Source organism: Spongiibacter pelagi, from assembly GCF_014705705.1.
Taxonomy (GTDB): Bacteria; Pseudomonadota; Gammaproteobacteria; order Pseudomonadales; family Spongiibacteraceae; genus Spongiibacter; species Spongiibacter pelagi.
The window spans coordinates 133,515-152,562 of the sequence record NZ_JACXLD010000004.1 but is presented as its reverse complement, the minus strand read 5'-3'; the positions used below and the strand labels follow the sequence as shown (position 1 = coordinate 152,562).

The 19,048-nt window shown below is 51.4% G+C and carries 16 protein-coding genes and 3 tRNA genes; 1 reads left to right on the top strand and 18 read right to left on the bottom strand.

The annotated features are described in order from the left end of the window. Window positions 1-209: 209 nt before the first annotated feature. The 3 genes from IB286_RS15800 to IB286_RS08680 form a co-directional block, all read right to left on the bottom strand. Entirely contained in the window at window positions 210-782 is a 573-nt protein-coding gene (locus tag IB286_RS15800) for a tyrosine-type recombinase/integrase (RefSeq protein WP_398284895.1), read from the bottom strand. Window positions 783-1,493: 711 nt separating this feature from the next. Then, a tRNA-Leu gene (locus IB286_RS08685) sits at window positions 1,494-1,580 on the bottom strand. Window positions 1,581-1,711: 131 nt separating this feature from the next. Continuing rightward, complete coding sequence (locus IB286_RS08680) at window positions 1,712-3,898, bottom strand: thrombospondin type 3 repeat-containing protein (protein WP_190764542.1); 2,187 nt, start codon at window positions 3,896-3,898, stop codon at window positions 1,712-1,714. Between the two features lie 539 nt (window positions 3,899-4,437). On the opposite strand from IB286_RS08680, the gene IB286_RS08675 reads away from it, so the two are divergent. After that, entirely contained in the window at window positions 4,438-5,031 is a 594-nt protein-coding gene (locus IB286_RS08675; RefSeq protein WP_190764540.1) for a hypothetical protein, read from the top strand. A 60-nt stretch (window positions 5,032-5,091) separates the two neighbouring features. Here IB286_RS08675 and IB286_RS08670 read toward each other — a convergent pair whose 3' ends face one another. From IB286_RS08670 to IB286_RS08600, 15 genes are all read right to left on the bottom strand, one after another. Then, a complete protein-coding gene (locus IB286_RS08670; RefSeq protein WP_190764538.1) occupies window positions 5,092-6,183 on the bottom strand; it encodes a PilT/PilU family type 4a pilus ATPase in 1,092 nt (363 codons plus the stop codon). Between the two features lie 104 nt (window positions 6,184-6,287). After that, a tRNA-Cys gene (locus IB286_RS08665) sits at window positions 6,288-6,361 on the bottom strand. Window positions 6,362-6,386: 25 nt separating this feature from the next. Beyond that, window positions 6,387-6,462, bottom strand: a tRNA-Gly gene (locus IB286_RS08660). Between the two features lie 96 nt (window positions 6,463-6,558). Next, the gene (pgsA, locus tag IB286_RS08655) at window positions 6,559-7,122 is read right to left on the bottom strand and encodes a CDP-diacylglycerol--glycerol-3-phosphate 3-phosphatidyltransferase (RefSeq protein ID WP_190764536.1); all 564 of its coding nucleotides are present in this window, start codon (window positions 7,120-7,122) and stop codon (window positions 6,559-6,561) included. A gap of 48 nt (window positions 7,123-7,170) precedes the next feature. After that, window positions 7,171-9,006, bottom strand: coding sequence for an excinuclease ABC subunit UvrC (gene uvrC / locus IB286_RS08650; RefSeq protein WP_190764534.1), 1,836 nt, complete (start codon window positions 9,004-9,006; stop codon window positions 7,171-7,173). A gap of 6 nt (window positions 9,007-9,012) precedes the next feature. Continuing rightward, complete coding sequence (gene uvrY / locus IB286_RS08645) at window positions 9,013-9,657, bottom strand: UvrY/SirA/GacA family response regulator transcription factor (RefSeq protein ID WP_190764532.1); 645 nt, start codon at window positions 9,655-9,657, stop codon at window positions 9,013-9,015. A 77-nt stretch (window positions 9,658-9,734) separates the two neighbouring features. Further along, entirely contained in the window at window positions 9,735-10,343 is a 609-nt protein-coding gene (locus IB286_RS08640) for an alpha-ketoglutarate-dependent dioxygenase AlkB family protein (RefSeq protein WP_190764530.1), read from the bottom strand. Further along, window positions 10,333-11,370, bottom strand: coding sequence for a UDP-N-acetylmuramate dehydrogenase (gene murB, locus IB286_RS08635; RefSeq protein WP_223826246.1), 1,038 nt, complete (start codon window positions 11,368-11,370; stop codon window positions 10,333-10,335). The genes IB286_RS08640 and murB overlap by 11 nt, the downstream gene beginning before the upstream one ends. A 2-nt stretch (window positions 11,371-11,372) precedes the next feature. Continuing rightward, entirely contained in the window at window positions 11,373-11,846 is a 474-nt protein-coding gene (locus tag IB286_RS08630) for a low molecular weight protein-tyrosine-phosphatase (protein WP_190764527.1), read from the bottom strand. Between the two features lies 1 nt (window position 11,847). Next, window positions 11,848-12,606: a 3-deoxy-manno-octulosonate cytidylyltransferase gene (kdsB, locus tag IB286_RS08625; RefSeq protein ID WP_190764526.1), complete on the bottom strand. Its 759-nt coding sequence runs from the start codon at window positions 12,604-12,606 to the stop codon at window positions 11,848-11,850. Window positions 12,607-12,641: 35 nt separating this feature from the next. After that, window positions 12,642-13,622 (bottom strand): tetraacyldisaccharide 4'-kinase, encoded by a 981-nt coding sequence (lpxK, locus tag IB286_RS08620; protein ID WP_190764524.1) that lies wholly within the window; start codon window positions 13,620-13,622, stop codon window positions 12,642-12,644. A 2-nt stretch (window positions 13,623-13,624) separates the two neighbouring features. Next, complete coding sequence (gene msbA / locus IB286_RS08615) at window positions 13,625-15,424, bottom strand: lipid A export permease/ATP-binding protein MsbA (protein ID WP_190764522.1); 1,800 nt, start codon at window positions 15,422-15,424, stop codon at window positions 13,625-13,627. Continuing rightward, window positions 15,421-15,849: an ExbD/TolR family protein gene (locus IB286_RS08610; RefSeq protein ID WP_190764520.1), complete on the bottom strand. Its 429-nt coding sequence runs from the start codon at window positions 15,847-15,849 to the stop codon at window positions 15,421-15,423. Before IB286_RS08610 ends, msbA begins: the two co-directional genes overlap by 4 nt. After that, window positions 15,846-16,496 (bottom strand): MotA/TolQ/ExbB proton channel family protein, encoded by a 651-nt coding sequence (locus IB286_RS08605; protein ID WP_190764518.1) that lies wholly within the window; start codon window positions 16,494-16,496, stop codon window positions 15,846-15,848. The genes IB286_RS08610 and IB286_RS08605 overlap by 4 nt, the downstream gene beginning before the upstream one ends. A 73-nt stretch (window positions 16,497-16,569) precedes the next feature. Further along, window positions 16,570-19,044, bottom strand: coding sequence for a DNA internalization-related competence protein ComEC/Rec2 (locus IB286_RS08600; RefSeq protein ID WP_190764516.1), 2,475 nt, complete (start codon window positions 19,042-19,044; stop codon window positions 16,570-16,572). Window positions 19,045-19,048: the final 4 nt, after the last annotated feature.

The window sequence follows — 19,048 nt, the reverse complement described above, 5'->3', positions numbered from 1 at the left end:
GACCCAAAAATCTCGTCTGTACTGATGAAAAACGGGCGGAAGTATGTATTACATGCTTTACGACGCTACGGTCCTCCGTCTGACGCCACCTCGTCTGTACGCTCTATTACTAAAATTTAATGTTTATTTTTTTGCTTTTTTCCACCGCCATCCTTTCCCGAGACGAGAAGGCATACAGAAAGTGTCTTATTTTGGGTTTTTGTGTTCTATTACGGTCCCCCAAATGCCCCCTCGATAGCCTGAGCGGCCTCTCTGAGCCTCTCAGGATCCGACCCAAGATAGCCCTCAGTTACGTCTCCGCCGGTTCTGTGATTCACGAGTCTCTTGAGGGTGTAGATACTGACCCAGGGGGGCCTCTCCGCGTAAGTTAGGTAGGACCTGCGAAGGTCATTGTGAGAAAACCCAAAGCCCAGCGTTTCTTTCAGGCGGCTCTCTGCGGATCCGCAAGCGTCAGCCCTGTGGTTATCCCCGTTCCTCGCGGGGAAAACCCAAACGTCACTGCATCTCGTCTCGAGCCGCCTTCGAAGGACCCGCTCCACGGTGGGGACCATAGGAAGCTCGAGAGGGTCGCGATTCTTCGTGTCCTTAAAGATGAGGGAGCGTCCCAAGAAATCCAGATCAGCCCAGCGGAGACGTAGCGTCTCCATAAGGCGTGACCCTGTGAACCGAGGTAATCCGCTGTGTCGATCCCGGCGGGGGTGTCTCGGATCGTCTCGAGAGATTCTATAAATAGAGCCGGCCGGTGAGGACGCAGCCAGCTCCTCTTGCGAGGAACCCGGCACCACCCCCGGGTCGCGCTAAGTTTAGCCGTGGGCGAAACCGCAGGGGCGTCCGTCATGGCGGCCCACCACCGCGTAAGCGCCCGGAAGACCCGAGCCCACCCATCGGCTTGAGCTGGGGAAGACGCCGCGATTTCCCTGTGTCTCGCTAGGACCTCGCTGGGGGTTATCTCGAGGACTTGACGCCAGAGCCAGTCCGAGGACTTCCCCCGGATAAGCTGGGCGTATTTCTCCCGGGTCTTCGGCTTGAGATTTACCTCTTCGATATAGGACGCAAGGACAGCCCCCAGCGTCCCTCTCGGGAACTTCTTAGGACCTACCCGGGGTTTATCTTTAGGCTCCCTCTGCGGGGGTGGCTCGGCGTGAAGGACACGGGCCTCCGCAACACAAACGTCCGGCCATTTCCCAAGCGTTATCCACTGAGCCTTATCGTTAGTCTTTAGGATCTTGAGCCACGTGAAGGACGCGGGGGAAACGTTGAAGCATAACCCGGGGGTGGCGGCGTCATAAATTCGGATGCGTCTCGCCCCCTTCGGGGGACGCTGGATCATCGAGATGAAATCGTCGGATAAATCTGCGCGTTTTACCATGTGTCTACCGCTTGTGTAGACGCTAGGTAGACAGTTTTGGAATCGCTGCGGGTAGACACTTTTTCGCGAGGGTTTCGCCTAGTGTCTTGTCGCTCGATAACCCATTGATTTACATAGGGTTTTCTGGTGCCCGGAGCCGGAATCGAACCGGCACGACCGTGAGGTCGAGAGATTTTAAGTCTCTTGTGTCTACCAATTTCACCATCCGGGCAGAAGGGAAAGACGACTAGAGGAATAAACATTCCCTGCGTCTGGTGATTTCAAAGAAGTTGCGAAGTCTACTGAGTTGGCTCAGCAAATTCAATAATTTACCGAGCCTAATATCACACCAAGTAAAATGTTTTAGGCCGTTTTCCTCTCGCTGCGAGTTAAATAGGCCTGCCATATAGAAAGACTCAAGCCCAGTAGCAACAATCCCCATCCTGAACCTCCGCCGCCACCGCCACCTGAACCACCAGATGGGGTAGATGGCGCTGACTCACAAACATCACCCACACCATTGTTATTGGCATCGGCCTGATCTGTATTAGCAACATTAGGACAGTTATCTATATCGTTGGTGACGCTATCGCCATCACTATCGGTATTGTTTTCTGGATCACAAACATCACCAATGTTATCGCCATCGGTATCAGCTTGATCGGCATTGCGATCATCGGGGCAGTTATCCAAGGTATCGGCAATACCATCACCATCGGTATCAGCGAACGCATTCGCCAGATATTGATATGCCGCATCAGTATCAATCAATCCGCTGCCGGTAACGTCATCAAAACCCGACGATGCGGCACTGCCCGTTACATCGATCGCCGTTGCCTCTACGGCCTCTAAAAACAAGGCGCCGGTTAAATCGGGAAAAGCCTGTTTGAGTAATAAGTAAATCCCCGCCGCGTTTGGCGCTGCCGCTGAAGTACCAAAAAAGTTAGGAAAACTATCCCACTCGCCATCAATCGGTGCCGTAGATGAAAAGCTCCCAAGAAAGGTGTTATTACTGCCATCTACCGATGCAAATTGCGGAACAGTACGCACTACCGGCATATAAGCACCTGCCGAATTAAACTGTACGGTTTGCTCTCCGCCCACGGCCGTAAAAGGCTCTGGATCAATATTTGGTGTAGTGAAATTACCGGGTTCAAACTCCAACGACTCCCACCAAGGAACGGCGGCAACGGAGAGGATATCTTCGCCAAGTACATGTCCCCAAGTAGTCGGCCCATTAAAACTGTATTCGGCACTCAATGAGCGCCCACCGGTATACAGTATTTTAAATTCCAGCGGCACGGCGGAAGACTGGGGAATCGCGGTTTTATTGCCCTTCTTATGCTCAACCGCAATATAGTACGTTTTAGCTGTCGCGCCGGAGTCCAACACCACATACTCAACGGGCTCACCAGAGGGGACACCGGTTCGCCCCTGAAATTGCGCGCCACGCGCCACAAAATTGCTATTCCCCGGCACCGTGGCATCGACTGAGTCCAAGCGAGTGACATACAGATCGAGATCCACCTGGGAGCCTACACTACCGGGTATGTTATCCCCCGGCTGATTCCAGTTTAAAATCACATACACTTTTTGATTGGCGGGAACATCAAAGCGCATAAAACCGTCACTGCCGCCGCTGGTTCGCCAATTGTGTAAATCATTCCCAGAGGGTGTGCTCGCCTCGTCGTCCACTGCCGCATTGATGTCTTTATAAACATATCGATGACCAAAATTGGCATCATTGCCCGCTGCGGTGAAATAAGCTGTACCGCGCTGATCCTCACAATTTTTTGCTGCCAAGGCGACGATATCGTCCTGATACACTTTTTCAAATAAGAACAGCACATCATCGACAATGACATCGACCCCCGCATCGCACAGCGCATTAATCGCCGCGGTCATTTCTCTGCGGTTTCCACCTGCCGCATGAAAATAAATGGCGGCACCCGGCGCAATATCGTGAATCAATTCCGCCATGGCCGCACCTTCATCGGTCCCTGACACTGAATCGTTGAGTAGTGTGACTACCGCCGGTAAGTCGCCACTATCTTGTGGCCGACTACCACTTAAGTTGCCCGCACTGCCTTTGGCGGGCGTGGTATTGCTATCGCGCACACTGGTGGTTTGGGCAAAACTGTCAGAAATAACGCCGATTTTAAGCCCCGTACCATCAAGGGTTTGGCTGTTAATAATGGGATTTGCACGCAGCGCTCTTGCGGCGCGAGAAGTCACCGAGCCAGCCCGAAAAATTGGTGGCGGCGCATAATTGAGCTGCGTAACAAAATCCAGCTCAGACAGCTTATCGATTATGTGTTGAGAACCGAGCGAAATAGTTGCCCAGCCTTCCTGTACATTTATATGGCGCACACGCGCGCCAGTAAGTCCAAGTAGCTCCGCTACATTTTCCGGTGGATTATTCAGCAGCAGCTCAACCACAATCCCGCTAGCATTATCCTGCGTGGCAATGCCTTTCAGGCTTAGAGGTTCGTTTATATTTCTTTGCAATTCGGATATGCCGGCTTCAAATTCAGCGGCTTTCTGCTGCAAATAAAATCCGATTTTCGGCTGGGTTTCATTCGCCCACAGTAGGCTCGGGAATATCGACAAACCACAGAGCCAGAGAGCAAGCGTTCGAGAAGCCGACAGGGGCGTGAAATTACACATAATGTTCCGCATGGGTATCCAAATAGTATTTGGACAGTGTCACCGAAGGCATTGTTCAAGCCCAATACGTGATTCTGCCGTGTTGAACGAGGGTGCCAACTAAAGTAGCCCTTAAACGAAAGTAGCCCCTGACCCAAGTCTAACTCTTATTAGCGTTATAAATAGCCTATCAAGCAAAGCCTAAACAACAATGCCTAAACAACAACGCCTAAACAACAATATAGACGATCTGTATATCAGCGCACTGATTACGACACATATACCACCTATACGTGCCACACTCCGACACAGATTTCCGTGATTTTTTTCACATTAAAGTCTAATCTTCATCAGATGCAGTGATTACCCCTTGCTCGCATACGTAGTTTTACGCATACTTAAATCGTTAGAGCGATTACGCACTTATACGGATGGACAAAGTTATGCGCTTTTCTGATTTAGCTTTTTTCGTGGATCTCCGCTGTTTCTCAGCCTGCGACTTTTATGAAGATTTTCTCGATCAGCTAAATACTGATTCGCTTTTTGATGCCCTGAAGCGTATTGAACTGCTAGACGGCAAGACTGCCCGCGAGGATGCCTTCAGCCGCTTAATGATTGCCGCAGAACAAGCCGTACAAAATGGCTGGATTAAATCCGTCAGCCAACTCCTTCCCAAAAGTCTCGAGCTGATGTCCGACGTGACTTACTTGATTGGCCGGTTTGAGCGCAGTGAGCGCGCCGCGATTCTGTTCGCTTTTTCAGAAGGTATCGATTTGGAAGACGTGGTAATGATGCGTCGCGGCGATCTGGATGGCCTGAACCTTGCCCCCGCCACCAATCAAATTGTAGGCCGTTTAACGCCCCATTTTCGCTCTGACTGGCTGTTCTGGCGGGACATTAATGGCGTAGCCATGCCCTTGAGTAATCTGCCAAAACGTTGGGATGAAAAAATGCCTATGAGCTGGAATATGTTCAACCGGACTTTCCGCCAACGCTGGGAAAAAACCCAAACCGACACCCGCGAAAAAATCGCTTAATTACTGGTCCCAAACACCACAAGTTTCCTGAGCTTATACCGGCCCCATGGCCGGTTTTTTTTAATCTAACTCTAGCCCTTCGCCCATAAAGTCGCCCTTCAAGCGCATTCTCAACAATAAATTATTGGCCGAATCCGCATGTTGAAGCGCAACATCCCGACTGATTTTGTCATGCATAAACAAGTCATACAGCGATTGGTCGAAGGTCTGCATGCCGATATCATTATTATTGGCCATCACCTCTTTCAGACCATCAATATCGCCTTTTTCAATCAGGTCAGACACATAGGGCGACTTTCGCAAAATTTCGACAGCAGGAACACGTCGACCGTCCATTCCCGGCAGCAAGCGCATCCCCACAATTGCTTGTAAATTCAACGACAGATCGACTAATAACTGGTGATGAAACTCAGCGGGGAAGAAATTAATAATGCGATCCAGCGCTTGGTTAGCATTATTCGCGTGCAAGGTAGCCAGGCAGAGATGCCCCGTTTCCGCGTAAACAATGGCATGACGCATGGTTTCTTTATCGCGAATTTCACCGATCAAAATCACATCTGGCGCTTCGCGCAAGGCATTGTGCAAGGCCGTACCAAAATCCAAGGTATCTAGGCCAACCTCGCGCTGGTCTACCACCGATTTTTTATGGCTGTGCATAAATTCAATCGGGTCTTCAATGCACAAAATATGACCAGTTTCGGTAGAGTTGCGGTGGTCAATCATGGATGCCAAGGCCGTAGACTTACCCGAACCCGCCGCGCCAACAACCAACACCAAGCCCCGCTGCAACATCACCATTTCCTTGAGTTGAGGCGGGAGATTAAGGCTCTCAAGGCTGGGAATATGACTTTTGATATAGCGAATCACCATCGCGATTTCGCCACGCTGGCGATAGAGATTAAAGCGAAAACGCCCCACCCCATCGACACCTGTTGCAAAATTCAGCTCGAGCGTCTGCTCAAAGGTTTGCTTGTGAGCATCACTCAACATGGAATACGCCAAACTGCGCACCTGCTGAGAATTAAGGCGCTCCTCGCCAATGGCGTGACTTCCCCCCTCAATTTTCAACATGGGAGGCGCACCGACACTGATAAATAAATCAGAAGCGCCCTTTCTTGCCATCAACTCCAGATAGCGAAATAAATCAGCCATGCACACACTCAATATCCAGTTATGGATTAACTGTATGACGTGAGATAGCTAAGAACAAGATGATTTATAGGGGAATGTGTGCGAGAGGTGCTGTGCAGGAAGAATGGAGGCGCGGGTCGGAATCGAACCGGCGTACACGGAGTTGCAGTCCGCTGCATAACCACTCTGCCACCGCGCCTTTTACTCAAAGAAATATCGAAATTTGGAGCGGGATATCGGGTTCGAACCGACGACCTGTACCTTGGCAAGGTACCGCTCTACCAACTGAGCTAATCCCGCCTTAACGACCGCGCTCAGAGAAAGAGCACGTCTTCAAGGAAGGCGCCTATTCTATTCACTGCGCCTTGTCTGTCAAGGAAAGTCGCTGATTTTGCGTTATTTTTTATTGGGAACGGAGCGCAGATCCGGCCATGCCGCACGAAGGTAGACAATCATTGACCACAATGTGAGCACGGCGGCAACGTACAGGCAACTCAGCGACAACATATCCCAATACCAGTACTGCTCTGGCGGGAACATCAGCAGGCCGATAATGGCGATAATTTGTACCGTGGTTTTGACTTTACCGAGATAGGACACCGCTACGCTGGTGCGTTTGCCCAACTCAGCCATCCATTCACGCAGCGCTGAAATGACAATTTCGCGACCAATAATAACCACCGCAGGAATGGTAAACCACGGTGCGTTAAACCGCTCAATGAGCAGTGCCAGAGCAACCGCGACCATCAGCTTATCGGCCACCGGATCAAGAAATGCCCCAAGAGGTGTGCTCTGTCCAAGGCGACGAGCAAGATAGCCATCCAGCCAGTCGGTAATCCCCGCCAAGGCAAAAAGCGCAGCGCAAGTCAGGTAGGAGCCGGGAAACGGCAGATAGAACACCACCACCAGAACCGGAATCAGGATGATTCGAAAAAGAGTCAGGGCATTTGGGATGTTCATAGGTCACTCACGCGGTCATTCAATGGCTATTTTACGGATTTTGCGCCGCTATTCACTACGCAAGCTTTCATAAATATCAGTGGCGAGCTTTTCGCTGATTCCCGGCACCTTGGATAAATCCTCTAGGCTGGCCTGATAGACCCCCTGCAGGCCGCCAAAATGACGCAATAACTCTCGCCGACGTTTTGCGCCTACGCCCGGAATAGCCTCTAAACCAGACTGGGTTCGCGCCTTATTGCGCCGGGCTTTATGGCCGGTAATGGCGAAGCGGTGAGATTCATCGCGAATATGCTGAATCAGATGCAAGGCCGGGCTGTTATCCGGCAGACTGATCTCGCGATCATTATCGGAGCGAATTAATACTTCCAAACCCGCACGTCGATCTGCCCCTTTGGCCACACCAACCATAAGCAGATCGGTCAGTCCCAACTCTTCCATCACCTCTTTGGCCTGATTGAGCTGCCCCTTGCCACCATCAATAAACAGCACATCCGGGCGCGGTACTTCGCCACTGGCAATGCGTTTATAGCGCCGGGTTAAGGCCTGACGCATGGCGGCATAATCATCTCCGCCGGTTACCCCTTCAATATTCATAGTGCGGTATTCCGACTTAGCCGGACCCGAGGCATCAAACACCACACAGGAAGCCACTGTCGCCTCACCACTGCTATGACTGATATCGAAACATTCTAGGCGTTGGGGTAACTCTTCAAGCTCCAAAGCTTTTTGCAGCGCCCGATAACGACCAGCCACAGTTTCTGACGCCGCTAAACGATTGCGCAAATTCTGCTGCGCGGCGGTGACCGCCAACTGCTGCCATTTACTGCGGTTGCCGCGAACGCGATAGCTCAAACTGACTTTGCGCCCCGCTTGTTCGCTCAAACTTTCTTCAAACAGGGGAATATCAGGCAGCACCACATTCAGCACAATTTCTTTGGGCATATCCATGCCGGCAGAATCCCCAAGATAATGCTGGGCGATAAACGCTTCAACATGGCTTTCAACGCTTTCATCCAAGCGGCTTTTGGGAAAATAACTACGGCTGCCCAAGATACGGCCATTGCGGACATAAATAAGATGGATGGCACATTGGCCAGCTTCCAACACGCCGGCAACGATATCGATATCGCCCTGCTGCCCCTCGATGGACTGGGTGGATTGCACCTGTTGTAAAAAGGCAATGCGGTCGCGGTATTCCGCCGCTTTTTCAAATTCCAGTGCCGCAGAATAACTTTCCATTTGATCGGCCAACTGCCGGTTCAGCTCGGAGCTTTTGCCCAATAGAAACAGCTCGGTTTGCTGCACATCTCGCTGATAATCCTCATCACTAACCATGCCCACACAGGGGCCGGAACAGCGATTGATTTGATACTGCAAACAGGGCCGGCTGCGATTTTTGTAATAACTGTCTTCACACTGGCGCACCTTAAAAACTTTTTGCAGCGCATTAAGGCTCTCGCGTACCGCCACCGCACTGGGATACGGGCCAAAGTAACGCCCCTTACCCTTTTTACTGCCACGGTGAATGCTTAAACGTGGATGCTGTTTATCCGTACTGAGATACACATAAGGATAGGATTTATCGTCGCGCAATAAAATATTGTACGGCGGGCGATACTGCTTGATCAGATTCTGTTCCAGCAACAGTGCTTCTCGTTCAGTACCGGTCACGGTGACTTGAATATTGGCAATGCGCATTACCAAAGCCACGGTTTTACTGGTCAGGCCGCTAGCGCGAAAATAACTACTCAAGCGATTGCGCAGATTTTTTGCTTTGCCAACATAAAGCACCTCAGCCGCCTCGTTGTACATAACGTAGACACCGGGCTGGCGAGTAACGGTTTTCAGAAAGGAGGCGGAATCAAATCCAGAGGAAGCAGACATTGGCAATCAGTTGGCGGGGGATTCAATCAAACCGTGCCGAATGGCCATGAGGGTTAGTTCTACATCGCCACTGAGATCCAATTTTTCAAAAATTCGATAGCGGTAACTGTTCACTGTTTTGGGGGTGATATGAAGCTGATCAGCAATATCTTGCACTTTTTGGCAATTGGCGATCATTAGGCAAATTTGCATCTCCCGCTCAGAGAGCTCATCAAAGGGAGACTCCGCCGTTTCCGAAAGACCATTCAGGGCAATCTGTTGGGCAATCGCCGGGCTTAAATAACGCCGCCCCGCCGCCACTTCACGAATCGCTTTGAGCATTTCCAGCTCGGACGTATCTTTGCTGACATAGGCCGCCGCACCCGCCTTGAGCAGGCGGCTAGGCAGGGGTTCTTGATCACAGGCGCTAATGGCGATAATCCGTGTGTCAGGCACCATCTGTCGCAGTTTCCGGGTCGCCTCCAAGCCCCCTAATCCGGGCATACGCACATCCATCATCACCACATCGGGTCGATGTTGTTGGCAGAAACTCAAGGCCGCTTCACCACTGCCAACCTCGCCAATCACTTCCATATCCGGCGCATCTTCAATCATCCGGGCAATGCCGGTGCGCACCATTTGGTGATCGTCAGCTAATAAAACCTGAATCATTTTTTTTCCTATCGCAGACGCGAAGAAGATACCACCAAGACAGAAATGCACCAAGACCTAGCAGGCGATTGTGAAAGCTAAGCAAAAATCCGCCGATAGGTGAGATTAATCCGCCCCGCTTTAACTCGCTTACGTTCAGGCAAGGCGTGCTGCCAATCTCGCTGACAGGGCGGCAACATTAATAACAGTGAACCATGAGCCAAAGGCAAGCTCAGTTGTTGTCGACCGCCGCCTTTGCGACGAAAAACAAAATCCCTTTCGCAACCCAAGCTAAGCGAGGCAATAACCGGCGCGGGGCCGAGCTCTGGTTCGTCGTCGCTGTGATAGCCCATGCCTTCGCTGCCATTGCGATAATAATTTAACAGCGCGCTATTAAAGCCAAACTCAAAATCACTGTGAAGTTGGCGATTGATGTCGCTGAGTATGCCGGGCCAAGGATCAGCAAAATGACGATGTCCACTATAGCGATAAGCCACACCGGGATCGCCCACAAAACTCACCAGACGCCTCACCTTTCGTGTTTGGCCAAAAATGGTCAGCTCAGGTTGCTGCCAGTGGCTCTGTTCAAGCAGCGCGTTATAGCAAGCATCAGGATCGGAAATATAGTTTCTAAAATACAGCAGACGAGAACCGTCTAGCTCAATGATTTCGTCCGCCAGCGGGGCATTGCTCCCACTAATAAACACGGGGCTCAATATCCAGCGATACGCTGAAGGTGTTGAACACCTCTTGCTGAATCGCCGTAGCCAGTGCCAGTAATTCCGCCGCTGAACCGCCCTCATAATTCACAAGCACAATCGCCTGTTTGGGATGCACACCAACCGGCCCCATTCGCCGGCCTTTCCAGCCACAGTGCTGCACTAACCAAGCCGCCGCTAATTTAACCTTGCCCGAAACCTTACCCTCGGCAATAGGCCAATGGGGCAAATCGGGAAACTGCTTAAGCAGTTGTTCAGCCTGCTCGACATCAATAATCGGATTTTTGAAAAAACTGCCCGCATTGGGTTCAGTTGCGGGATCGGGTAATTTACTAGCGCGGACGACCTCCACCGTTTGCGCCACCAGCTCCGGGGTTGGTGGATAATGGTCAGGCAAGGCCTCTTTCAAAGCGGGATACTGCAATTGCGCTTGCGCGTCACTAGAAAGTTCGAGGCTTATCTCAGTAATCACAAATTTGTCGCGCAAACGGTTCTTAAACACACTGTCTCGATAGCCAAGCTCACATTCCGCCGCGCTGAGGGTTTGCTCTTGCAACGAATCGATATGTACGCCTGTTACCGAATGCAGGCAGGCGCTTAATTCAACACCATAAGCACCAATATTCTGAATAGGCGCCGCACCCACACTGCCGGGAATCGCGATCAGGTTTTCAATGCCATACCAGCCGGAGTGCAGGCAATGTCGCACAAAATGATCCCAGTTCTCCCCGGCAGCGACCGACACCAATCGGCGCGTGCCCTGCTCCTCGCAAGTAATCCCTTTCAGCGCAATCTGTATCACCAGACCGGGGAAATCCCCCTTAAAAACGCTGTTACTGCCACCGCCGAGCAGACAAACCGGCAACTGCTTTTCATTGACAAAACCTAGGGCAGCTTTTAGCTCAGCGGTATCGTGAACGGTACAAAAATAATCTGCCCACACCGGCAAAGACAGGGTGTTGAACGGCTGTAAATCAACTTGCTCACGTATTTCGGGAATCACTGATTTCGACATGACTAACGTGTTTGGCGTATATCATTCAACAAGCCTTGCGCGGCAGCTTCAACGAGATCAATAACTTCGTAAAATCCGGCTTCGCCACCATAGTAAGGGTCGGGAACCTCGCGCAAATGTTGTTGCGGCGCAAAATCCAAAAACAAACTCAACTTGCCTCGGCTATTGTGCGGCTGCATGGCTTGTAGGTCTGAGAAATTACTCTTATCCATGGCGAGCACATAGTCAAAATTGTGGAAGTCCTGAGCGCTGACTTGCCGGGCGCGCAAATGCGAAAGATCATAGCCCCGCTGTTTAGCGGCGGCCTGCATACGCGCATCTGGCGGCCGACCAATATGCCAATCGCCGGTACCGGCAGAATCGACCTCAACCTGTTCAGCTAAGCCCTGCTCTAGCAACATTTGCTCAAACACACCGTGCGCTGTCGGTGAGCGACAAATATTTCCCAAACACACAAACAGCACCGACACGCTCATTTTAGACTCCCATCAAACGGCGAACATTTTCAAGATCTGCCTCGGTATCCACCCCACCGGGTATATCCACGCAAGCAGCCGCGATATGAATACGCACGCCATTTTCCATGGCCCGCAACTGCTCCAATTTTTCACAGGCTTCCAAACGCCCCAGCGGCCATTGCACAAACTGATGCAGAAATCCCACGCGGTAGGCATAGATACCAATATGTCGAAATACCGGTGCTTCCGGCATTTGGCTCGGCTGGCCCGTGGACCAATCATCCCGATTAAACGGTATCGGCGCGCGACTAAAATAGAGCGCAAAGCCCTGATTATCGATCACCGCTTTAACCGCATTAGGGTTAAATACCGTTTCCACATCAGTAATCGGTTCCGCCAAAGTAGCGATTCCCGCCTCAGAATTAGCCGCCAAATTAGCCGCCACTTGCTCAATCGCTTCGGCGGGAATCAACGGTTCATCGCCCTGCACATTGACCACAATTTCATCGTCTGCCAAACCGAGTTTACTAACCACCTCTTGCAGGCGATCCGTACCCGACTCATGCCCGGCATCGGTCATTACCACCTCGGCACCAAAGGCCGAGCAGGCATCAAAAACCCGCTGATCTTCAGTGGCTATGACCACACGTGCGGCTTTACTCGTTTGCGCTCGCTGCCACACATGCTGAATCATCGGCAAGCCGGCAATTTCCAACAGCGGCTTTCCCGGTAAGCGACTAGAAGCAAAACGGGCGGGAATAATGATGGTATAGCTCACAAAATACTCCTGAAGCGGTTCAAATCCACTGGGGTTCAAGCGCGCAATAACGCGATTAACTGCTGGTAAAACTGAGGATCAATTTGTGCATCAACCGGCAGCATCCAATGATGAGGCTGAGCAAGATGTCGGCATTTTACCGCGTCTTTTTCGGTCATGATTAGCGGCTTAGAATTTCCAAAATCCAAATCGTCCGCATTCGGCTGATGGTGATCGGGTAAGCCTCTGCCAGAAACACTGAAACCAAGCCCACCCAGCGTATCGAAAAATCGCTGGGGATGACCAATTCCCGCAATCGCATTCACCTGCATTTCACTGCTAGGCCACTGCTCAATGCTACGACTTTCTCCGCTATATAGATTGACCAGCTTGGACGGCTTCAACGCCATATCAAAACTAGGTCTATTGAGCTTCAAACTTCCCTTACCATTGAAAACACAGAGATCAACCTTGTTATGACGACTTACCGGCTCCCGCAATGGCCCTACCGGCAGGCAATGGCCATTACCAAAACCGCGCTGCGCATCTACCACTAGAATTTCAACTTTGCGCGCCATTCGATAATGCTGCAAACCATCATCACTGATAATCACATCACAGCCATATTGTTCTACCAACAAGCGCCCTGCGGCGACTCGATCTGGTGCTACCGCCATCGCCAAGCCGATGCGCTGATAGATTAAACAAGGTTCATCGCCAGCCTGTTCTGGCAGGCTGGTTTCGGATAATAAATAGGGATACTGCTCGGCTTTACCGCCGTAGCCGCGACTGACTATACCGGGCTTAAATCCCGCCACCTGCAAGGCCTCGGCAACGGCAATCACCACCGGAGTTTTGCCACTGCCGCCCACGGCGATATTACCAACCACCACGACCGGCGCGCCACAATCTTGCGGCTGAGTCCAACGACGACGAGCAGAACTGATTAAACGAAACAGACCTTCCAGTGGCAGCAGCAACCACAATAAACCCGGCGTGGAATACCAGGCGCGATTCAAAGCGTGCTCAAGCGCCACGCTTATTCCTCGAAGTTTTTGTTATAGAGCTGGAAGTAACGCTGTTGCAGTGCCAGCAACTCTTGATGACTACCCTGCTCAAGAATTTTGCCAGACTCCATCACCACAATCTGATCCGCATTTTCAATGGTGCTCAGGCGGTGGGCGATAACAATGGTAGTACGCCCTTTCATCACATCTTGCATTGCGGCTTGGATCAAACTTTCCGACTGATTATCCAGCGCAGAAGTGGCCTCATCCAAAATCAAAATCGGCGCATTTTTAAGGAAGGCCCGAGCAATCGCCAAGCGCTGACGCTGACCGCCAGACAACATCACGCCGTCTTCACCAATCTCGGTTTCCAGCCCTTCTGGCAGCTCGTTGATGAAGTCCATAGCATGAGCGGCTTCCAGTGCCGCAATCACACTTTCCCGGCTGGCATTAGCCATACTGCCGTAGGCAATATTGTTATAAACCGTATCGTTAAACAGCGTCACTTGTTGTGTCACTAAGGCCAAATTATCCCGTAAATTGGTCAGGCGATAGTCGCGAACATCCACACCGTCGAGCTTAATTTCGCCCTCTTCATGCTGATAAAAACGCGAGATCAAACTGACTAAAGTGGATTTACCCGAACCAGAAAGCCCGACCAAAGCCAGCGAAGTGCCTGCGGTCACGTCCAGATTGATATTGCGCAATACCGGCTCCAAATCAGGGCCGTAACGGAAGTTCAAATTGCGAATACTGATATCGCCCCGCAAGCGCTCGGCTTCAACCGTACCCTTATCGGTTTCCTGGGGCGTATCCAGAAATTCAAAAATATCCTGCGCTGCCGCCAAGCCTTTTTGAATCACACTGGACACTTCCGCCAGCTGACGGATCGGCTTGGGCAAAAACAAGGCCGCAGATAAATAGGCCACAAATGATCCCGGCGTCATGGCATCGGTCAATCCCAAGGCAATCCAGATCAATACGCCCGTGGCCACCACCACCGGAAATTGAATCACCGTAGGGCTAATGGCGTTGTAAAACGACATTTTCAAATTCTGATTGCGATTGCGCTGGCTGGCTTTTTCAAAGCGATTATTTTCATACTCCGCACCGCCATAAAGACGAATTTCGCGGTAGGCGCTGATACTGTCATTGGTGACTGAATTCACCTCACCCATCGCGTTTTGAATATTGCGACTGAGCTTGCGGAAACGTTTACCAACCCACCACACCGTTACGCCGATCATGGGGAAAGCAAACACAAAAATCGTGGTGAGTTTCCAATTGATAAACAGCAGGTAAGCCACCAAGCCAATCGTAAATGTACCTTCGCGCATCACCACTTTAAGCGCGTTGACCGCCGCCCCAGTGACCTGCTCGACATTGAAGGTAATTTTAGAAATCAGTGCGCCAGTTGAATTGCGGTCGTAATAGGCGCTGGGCATAAACAGCATTTTTTCGAACAATTCGCAACGCAGCACATGCACCAGTCGCAGGGAAACATTGGCGATAAAATAGTTACCGGCAAAAAAGCCCAATCCGCGCAACAAGCCCAACACAATCAATAACACCACAATTGCGGTGCGCGCATCTTCAAGTCGAAACTCTTCACCGCCAACCCGATGAATCAGCCGCGACATTACCCCGCCTTCGCCTGCGCTGATATTGCCACCGATATAATCGACAATCAGTTGCATCATATCGGCTAGCAAAACCTGCACGCCGGAGTACATGGAAAAACCCAGAATACTCAGTACAAAATACGGCCAAAATGGCACCACATATTTAAGTAGGCGCAGGTAAATTTTAAAGTCAGATTGATTTTGGCTCATGGCTGTCCGCCAGCATCCGGCTGTTGGGTGGTTATTTTTAATTTGGCAAAGCCCAGTCGTCCAGCGGCATCCATTGCAGTAATTACCGCCTGATGCGGCGTTGCAGCATCGGCACTGATAATCAACGGCAGCTCGGTATTGCCCGCACTGACCTCAGTTAAGGTCGCCATCAATCCGCCAACATCATCGCTCAATAAACGTTGCTGATTGACCACATACTGTCCGGCCGCATTGATAACAATTTCAATTTGTTCGGGCTGCTCTACCGCTGCTTCACCTTCGGCGCTGGGCAATTCCAATTGCAAGCGGCTCTCCTTGGTGAAGGTGGTGGAAACCATAAAGAAAATCAGCAGTAGGAATACAACGTCGATCAGCGGCGTCAGATTGATGCCATTATCATCGACGCGCTGGCGCTTAAAGTTCACGCGTTTGTACCTGTCTCTGCTGCGGTTGCGGCGCCTTGAATTTTCACATCGCCATGAACCGCGTTAATCAAGCGAATTGCATCCTGTTCCATGGTCACCACAATGGTATCGATACGGCGCAAAAAATAGCGGTGCATAATCAGCGCAGGAATCGCAACGCACAGACCCGAGGCAGTAGTAATCAGAGCCTCTGAAATGCCGCCGGCCAACACCCCGGCATTGCCGGTGCCTTGAACCATGATCTCGCTGAATACCCGAATCATACCCAATACCGTACCGAGCAGACCCAGCAAAGGCGTAACCGCAGAGATGGTGCCAAGCGCATTCAAGTAGCGCTCCATTTCATGGACCACATGGGAGGCGACATCTTCAATATTTTCTTTCATCACCTCGCGGCCATATTTGGCATTAGCCAAGCCCGCCGCCAAAATTTGGCCCAGTGGTGAGCCCGCTCGCAATTGACGGATTTTGTCCGCATCGAGTTGTTTCTGCTGCATCCAGCCCCAAACTTGATTCAACAATTTGCGCGGCGCAATTTTTTCAGGATTAAGGGCCAGAAAGCGTTCGACACAGATCGCCATGGCGACAATAGAAGACAAGATGATCGGTAGCATTAACCAGCCACCTGCTTTAACAAGTTCAAGCACGGCGTATCTCTTTCTCTTTATAAAATTTAGTTGGCAGGCATTATACGCAGCCCCCGGCATAGGCAGAAGGCCGTTAATCGCCCTTTTGGGAAATTACACACATTTCCTCTGGTTGACGCTGCCAAAAATATTTTTTGCGCCGGCCCTGATCTGCCACACGCCAGCCGCCCGGCCCCGACTCAAAGCGCAAACTGCCCTGCAGTCCCGTGCTCGCGAGCTGCACGCCTCGCGCACAATAGCGGGCCTGCACTTCCCTCCGAGGATGGCGATATCGGTTAAAGCGGGCGGCCGAAAATACCGCAAGCTGGGGATTAACCCCTGCTATAAATTTCTCGGACGAGGACGTAAGGCTGCCGTGGTGCGGCGCAATCAATAAGCCGCTTTGCAGGTTTGAGCCAAACTTGGCAAGCAACGGTTCTTCTACCCCTTTTTCTATATCACCCGTGATTAGCGCCGTTCCGTTTGACGAACTGATTTTCAGCACACATGAGCGATTGTTCGACTTCACTTTTGGCCCTTTGTTCTCGAAAGTAAGACTTAACTGCGCGGCAACACTCATAAATTGAAATTCAACGTCATCCCAAGTCCACGAAATTGGCTGATTTACCGAATGGCAGTTTTGCACCTCAGTGAACACCAAGGGCAAAGCCTCGGCTAACTGCGAGCGTATTCGCAGCGGCTCGCCACTGACTATTTGCGCAACCGGTAACTGTGCCAGCAAAGCTGATAAAGAACCCGCGTGGTCGCGATCGCCATGACTCAGCACCACCGCATCTAAATCATCCACCCCCGCTTTTCTTAAATAAGGCCAAATAATTCCGTCAAAGCTATTAAAGCCACTATCGAAATCAGGGCCGACATCGTAGAGCAAGGCGTGATATTGCGTTTTCACCAAAACCGACAAGCCCTGCCCCACATCCAATACCGTGACTTCAAAACGTTCTTTTTTAATTTCTCTCGATGGCCAAAATAGTAGTAAAAGTAATAGCGGAGGCATCAGCCAACGCCCCGGCATTCCTCTTGGCAGAAGTAAAATAAACGCGACCAGCAACAAGCCGATTATTACCCAAGCGCCATTGGCAGGTTGCCAGTTCGGTGCAAACTCAGAGAACGCATGGAGAATTTCCATCAAGCCCTGCAACACCCAATTGGCCCCGCTCATCAGCACCAAGCCCGCCGACGGCAGTATTAAAAACAGCAAGACCGACAGCAGTAACAGCGGCAAAATCAGAAAAGTCATCAGCGGAATAGCAATCATATTCGCCGGCAGCGCGACCGAGCTGTGCCAAAAATTCATCGCTAATGAGACCGGCAACAACCCCACACCCAACACCAACTGCGCCTTAAGCAAGTGTGAAAACACGGAGGTTTGCGTCCTGCCGCGATAACTGGAAAACACCAGCAACAAGACCGCTACCGCACTGAAAGACAGGATAAAACCCGCACTATGGCTGGCCAGCGGATCAAGCAGCAACACCAGCAAAAGCGCCAATGATAATCCTCGCCAAGGAGGGACGAAGCGCGCACTGGCTAAGCCCAGCGTCAATACCGCGAGCATGATCAAGGCGCGCTGAGTTGGCAGCGTAAAATTGGCCATTCCGGCGTAAACCAATGTTGTCAGCCAAGCCAGTAGCACACTGCCCCACCGCCAGCGGCTTCCCCCACGGGAAAACAGCTGCAGCCCTCGCGCTAACAGCAATATCCAGCCGAACACCATGCCAAGGTGCATCCCTGAGATGGCCATTAAGTGACTGGTTCCGGTGCGAGAAAATACTCGCCAGTGTTGGCTGCTCATCCCACTGCGATCCGCAAACAACAACGCTTTAATTAAGGCCTCTTGGGAACGCAGTTCAAATAGCGGCTGAAGTTCTGTCAGCAATGATTGTCGCCAAGCCATAAATTTCGCTCGCGCATGGGTCGACTGCCCGAGATACGTGTAAAACTCCGGAACATAAGCCGTAGCCGAATAAGCACTGGCCCACAACCAGCGCTGGTAATTAAACGCACCCGGCGAATGTCGGCCATCTGGCGGCCATAAGCGCAGCCGCAGTTGATAACGGCCACCGGGTTTGAAATTCTGAGGAAGATAACTATTGAGTCTGAGGCGCGGCTCCCCCGGCGGACAAAATAAAGACTCTGGCGTGCCGGGAAGCGCAAAACACTGCCCCTCTAACAAGCGGGCATCAAAACGAAATTGCGGGCCGCGACGTCCACCGGACAAGGCTTCCGGCAAGGATACAATCTCGACCTCCGCATTCACATCTTGCCCGGCCAAAGACTCAGGCCATACCTGCTCTAGGCGCTGTTGGGCGTTTGCGGAAAAATAAGCCGCACCAAGGCAGGCGCAGATAAAAGAAAGATAGTAAGAGCCGCTTAGCCGCACATTCTCGCGACAAAACCCGTACTTACAAAAACCGTACTTACACAAGCCATACTTACAAAATAGACACGGCAAAACCACTGCCGCCGCCGCGCTTAGCGGCCAACTTGCAGGCAGCAATACTGGCAAATACGCCGTAAGGCACATGGCCAAGGCAAAAGCCGTCATCCTT

Excerpts from the sequence above, each read along its gene's own strand:
- IB286_RS08675 (WP_190764540.1), top strand. The coding sequence starts at position 4,438 with ATGCGCTTTTCTGATTTAGCTTTTTTCGTGGATCTCCGCTGTTTCTCA.
- IB286_RS08670 (WP_190764538.1), bottom strand. The coding sequence starts at position 6,183 with ATGGCTGATTTATTTCGCTATCTGGAGTTGATGGCAAGAAAGGGCGCT.
- pgsA (WP_190764536.1), bottom strand. The coding sequence starts at position 7,122 with ATGAACATCCCAAATGCCCTGACTCTTTTTCGAATCATCCTGATTCCG.
- uvrC (WP_190764534.1), bottom strand. The coding sequence starts at position 9,006 with ATGTCTGCTTCCTCTGGATTTGATTCCGCCTCCTTTCTGAAAACCGTT.
- uvrY (WP_190764532.1), bottom strand. The coding sequence starts at position 9,657 with ATGATTCAGGTTTTATTAGCTGACGATCACCAAATGGTGCGCACCGGC.
- murB (WP_223826246.1), bottom strand. The coding sequence starts at position 11,370 with ATGTCGAAATCAGTGATTCCCGAAATACGTGAGCAAGTTGATTTACAG.
- IB286_RS08630 (WP_190764527.1), bottom strand. The coding sequence starts at position 11,846 with ATGAGCGTGTCGGTGCTGTTTGTGTGTTTGGGAAATATTTGTCGCTCA.
- msbA (WP_190764522.1), bottom strand. The coding sequence starts at position 15,424 with ATGAGCCAAAATCAATCTGACTTTAAAATTTACCTGCGCCTACTTAAA.
- IB286_RS08600 (WP_190764516.1), bottom strand. The coding sequence starts at position 19,044 with ATGACGGCTTTTGCCTTGGCCATGTGCCTTACGGCGTATTTGCCAGTA.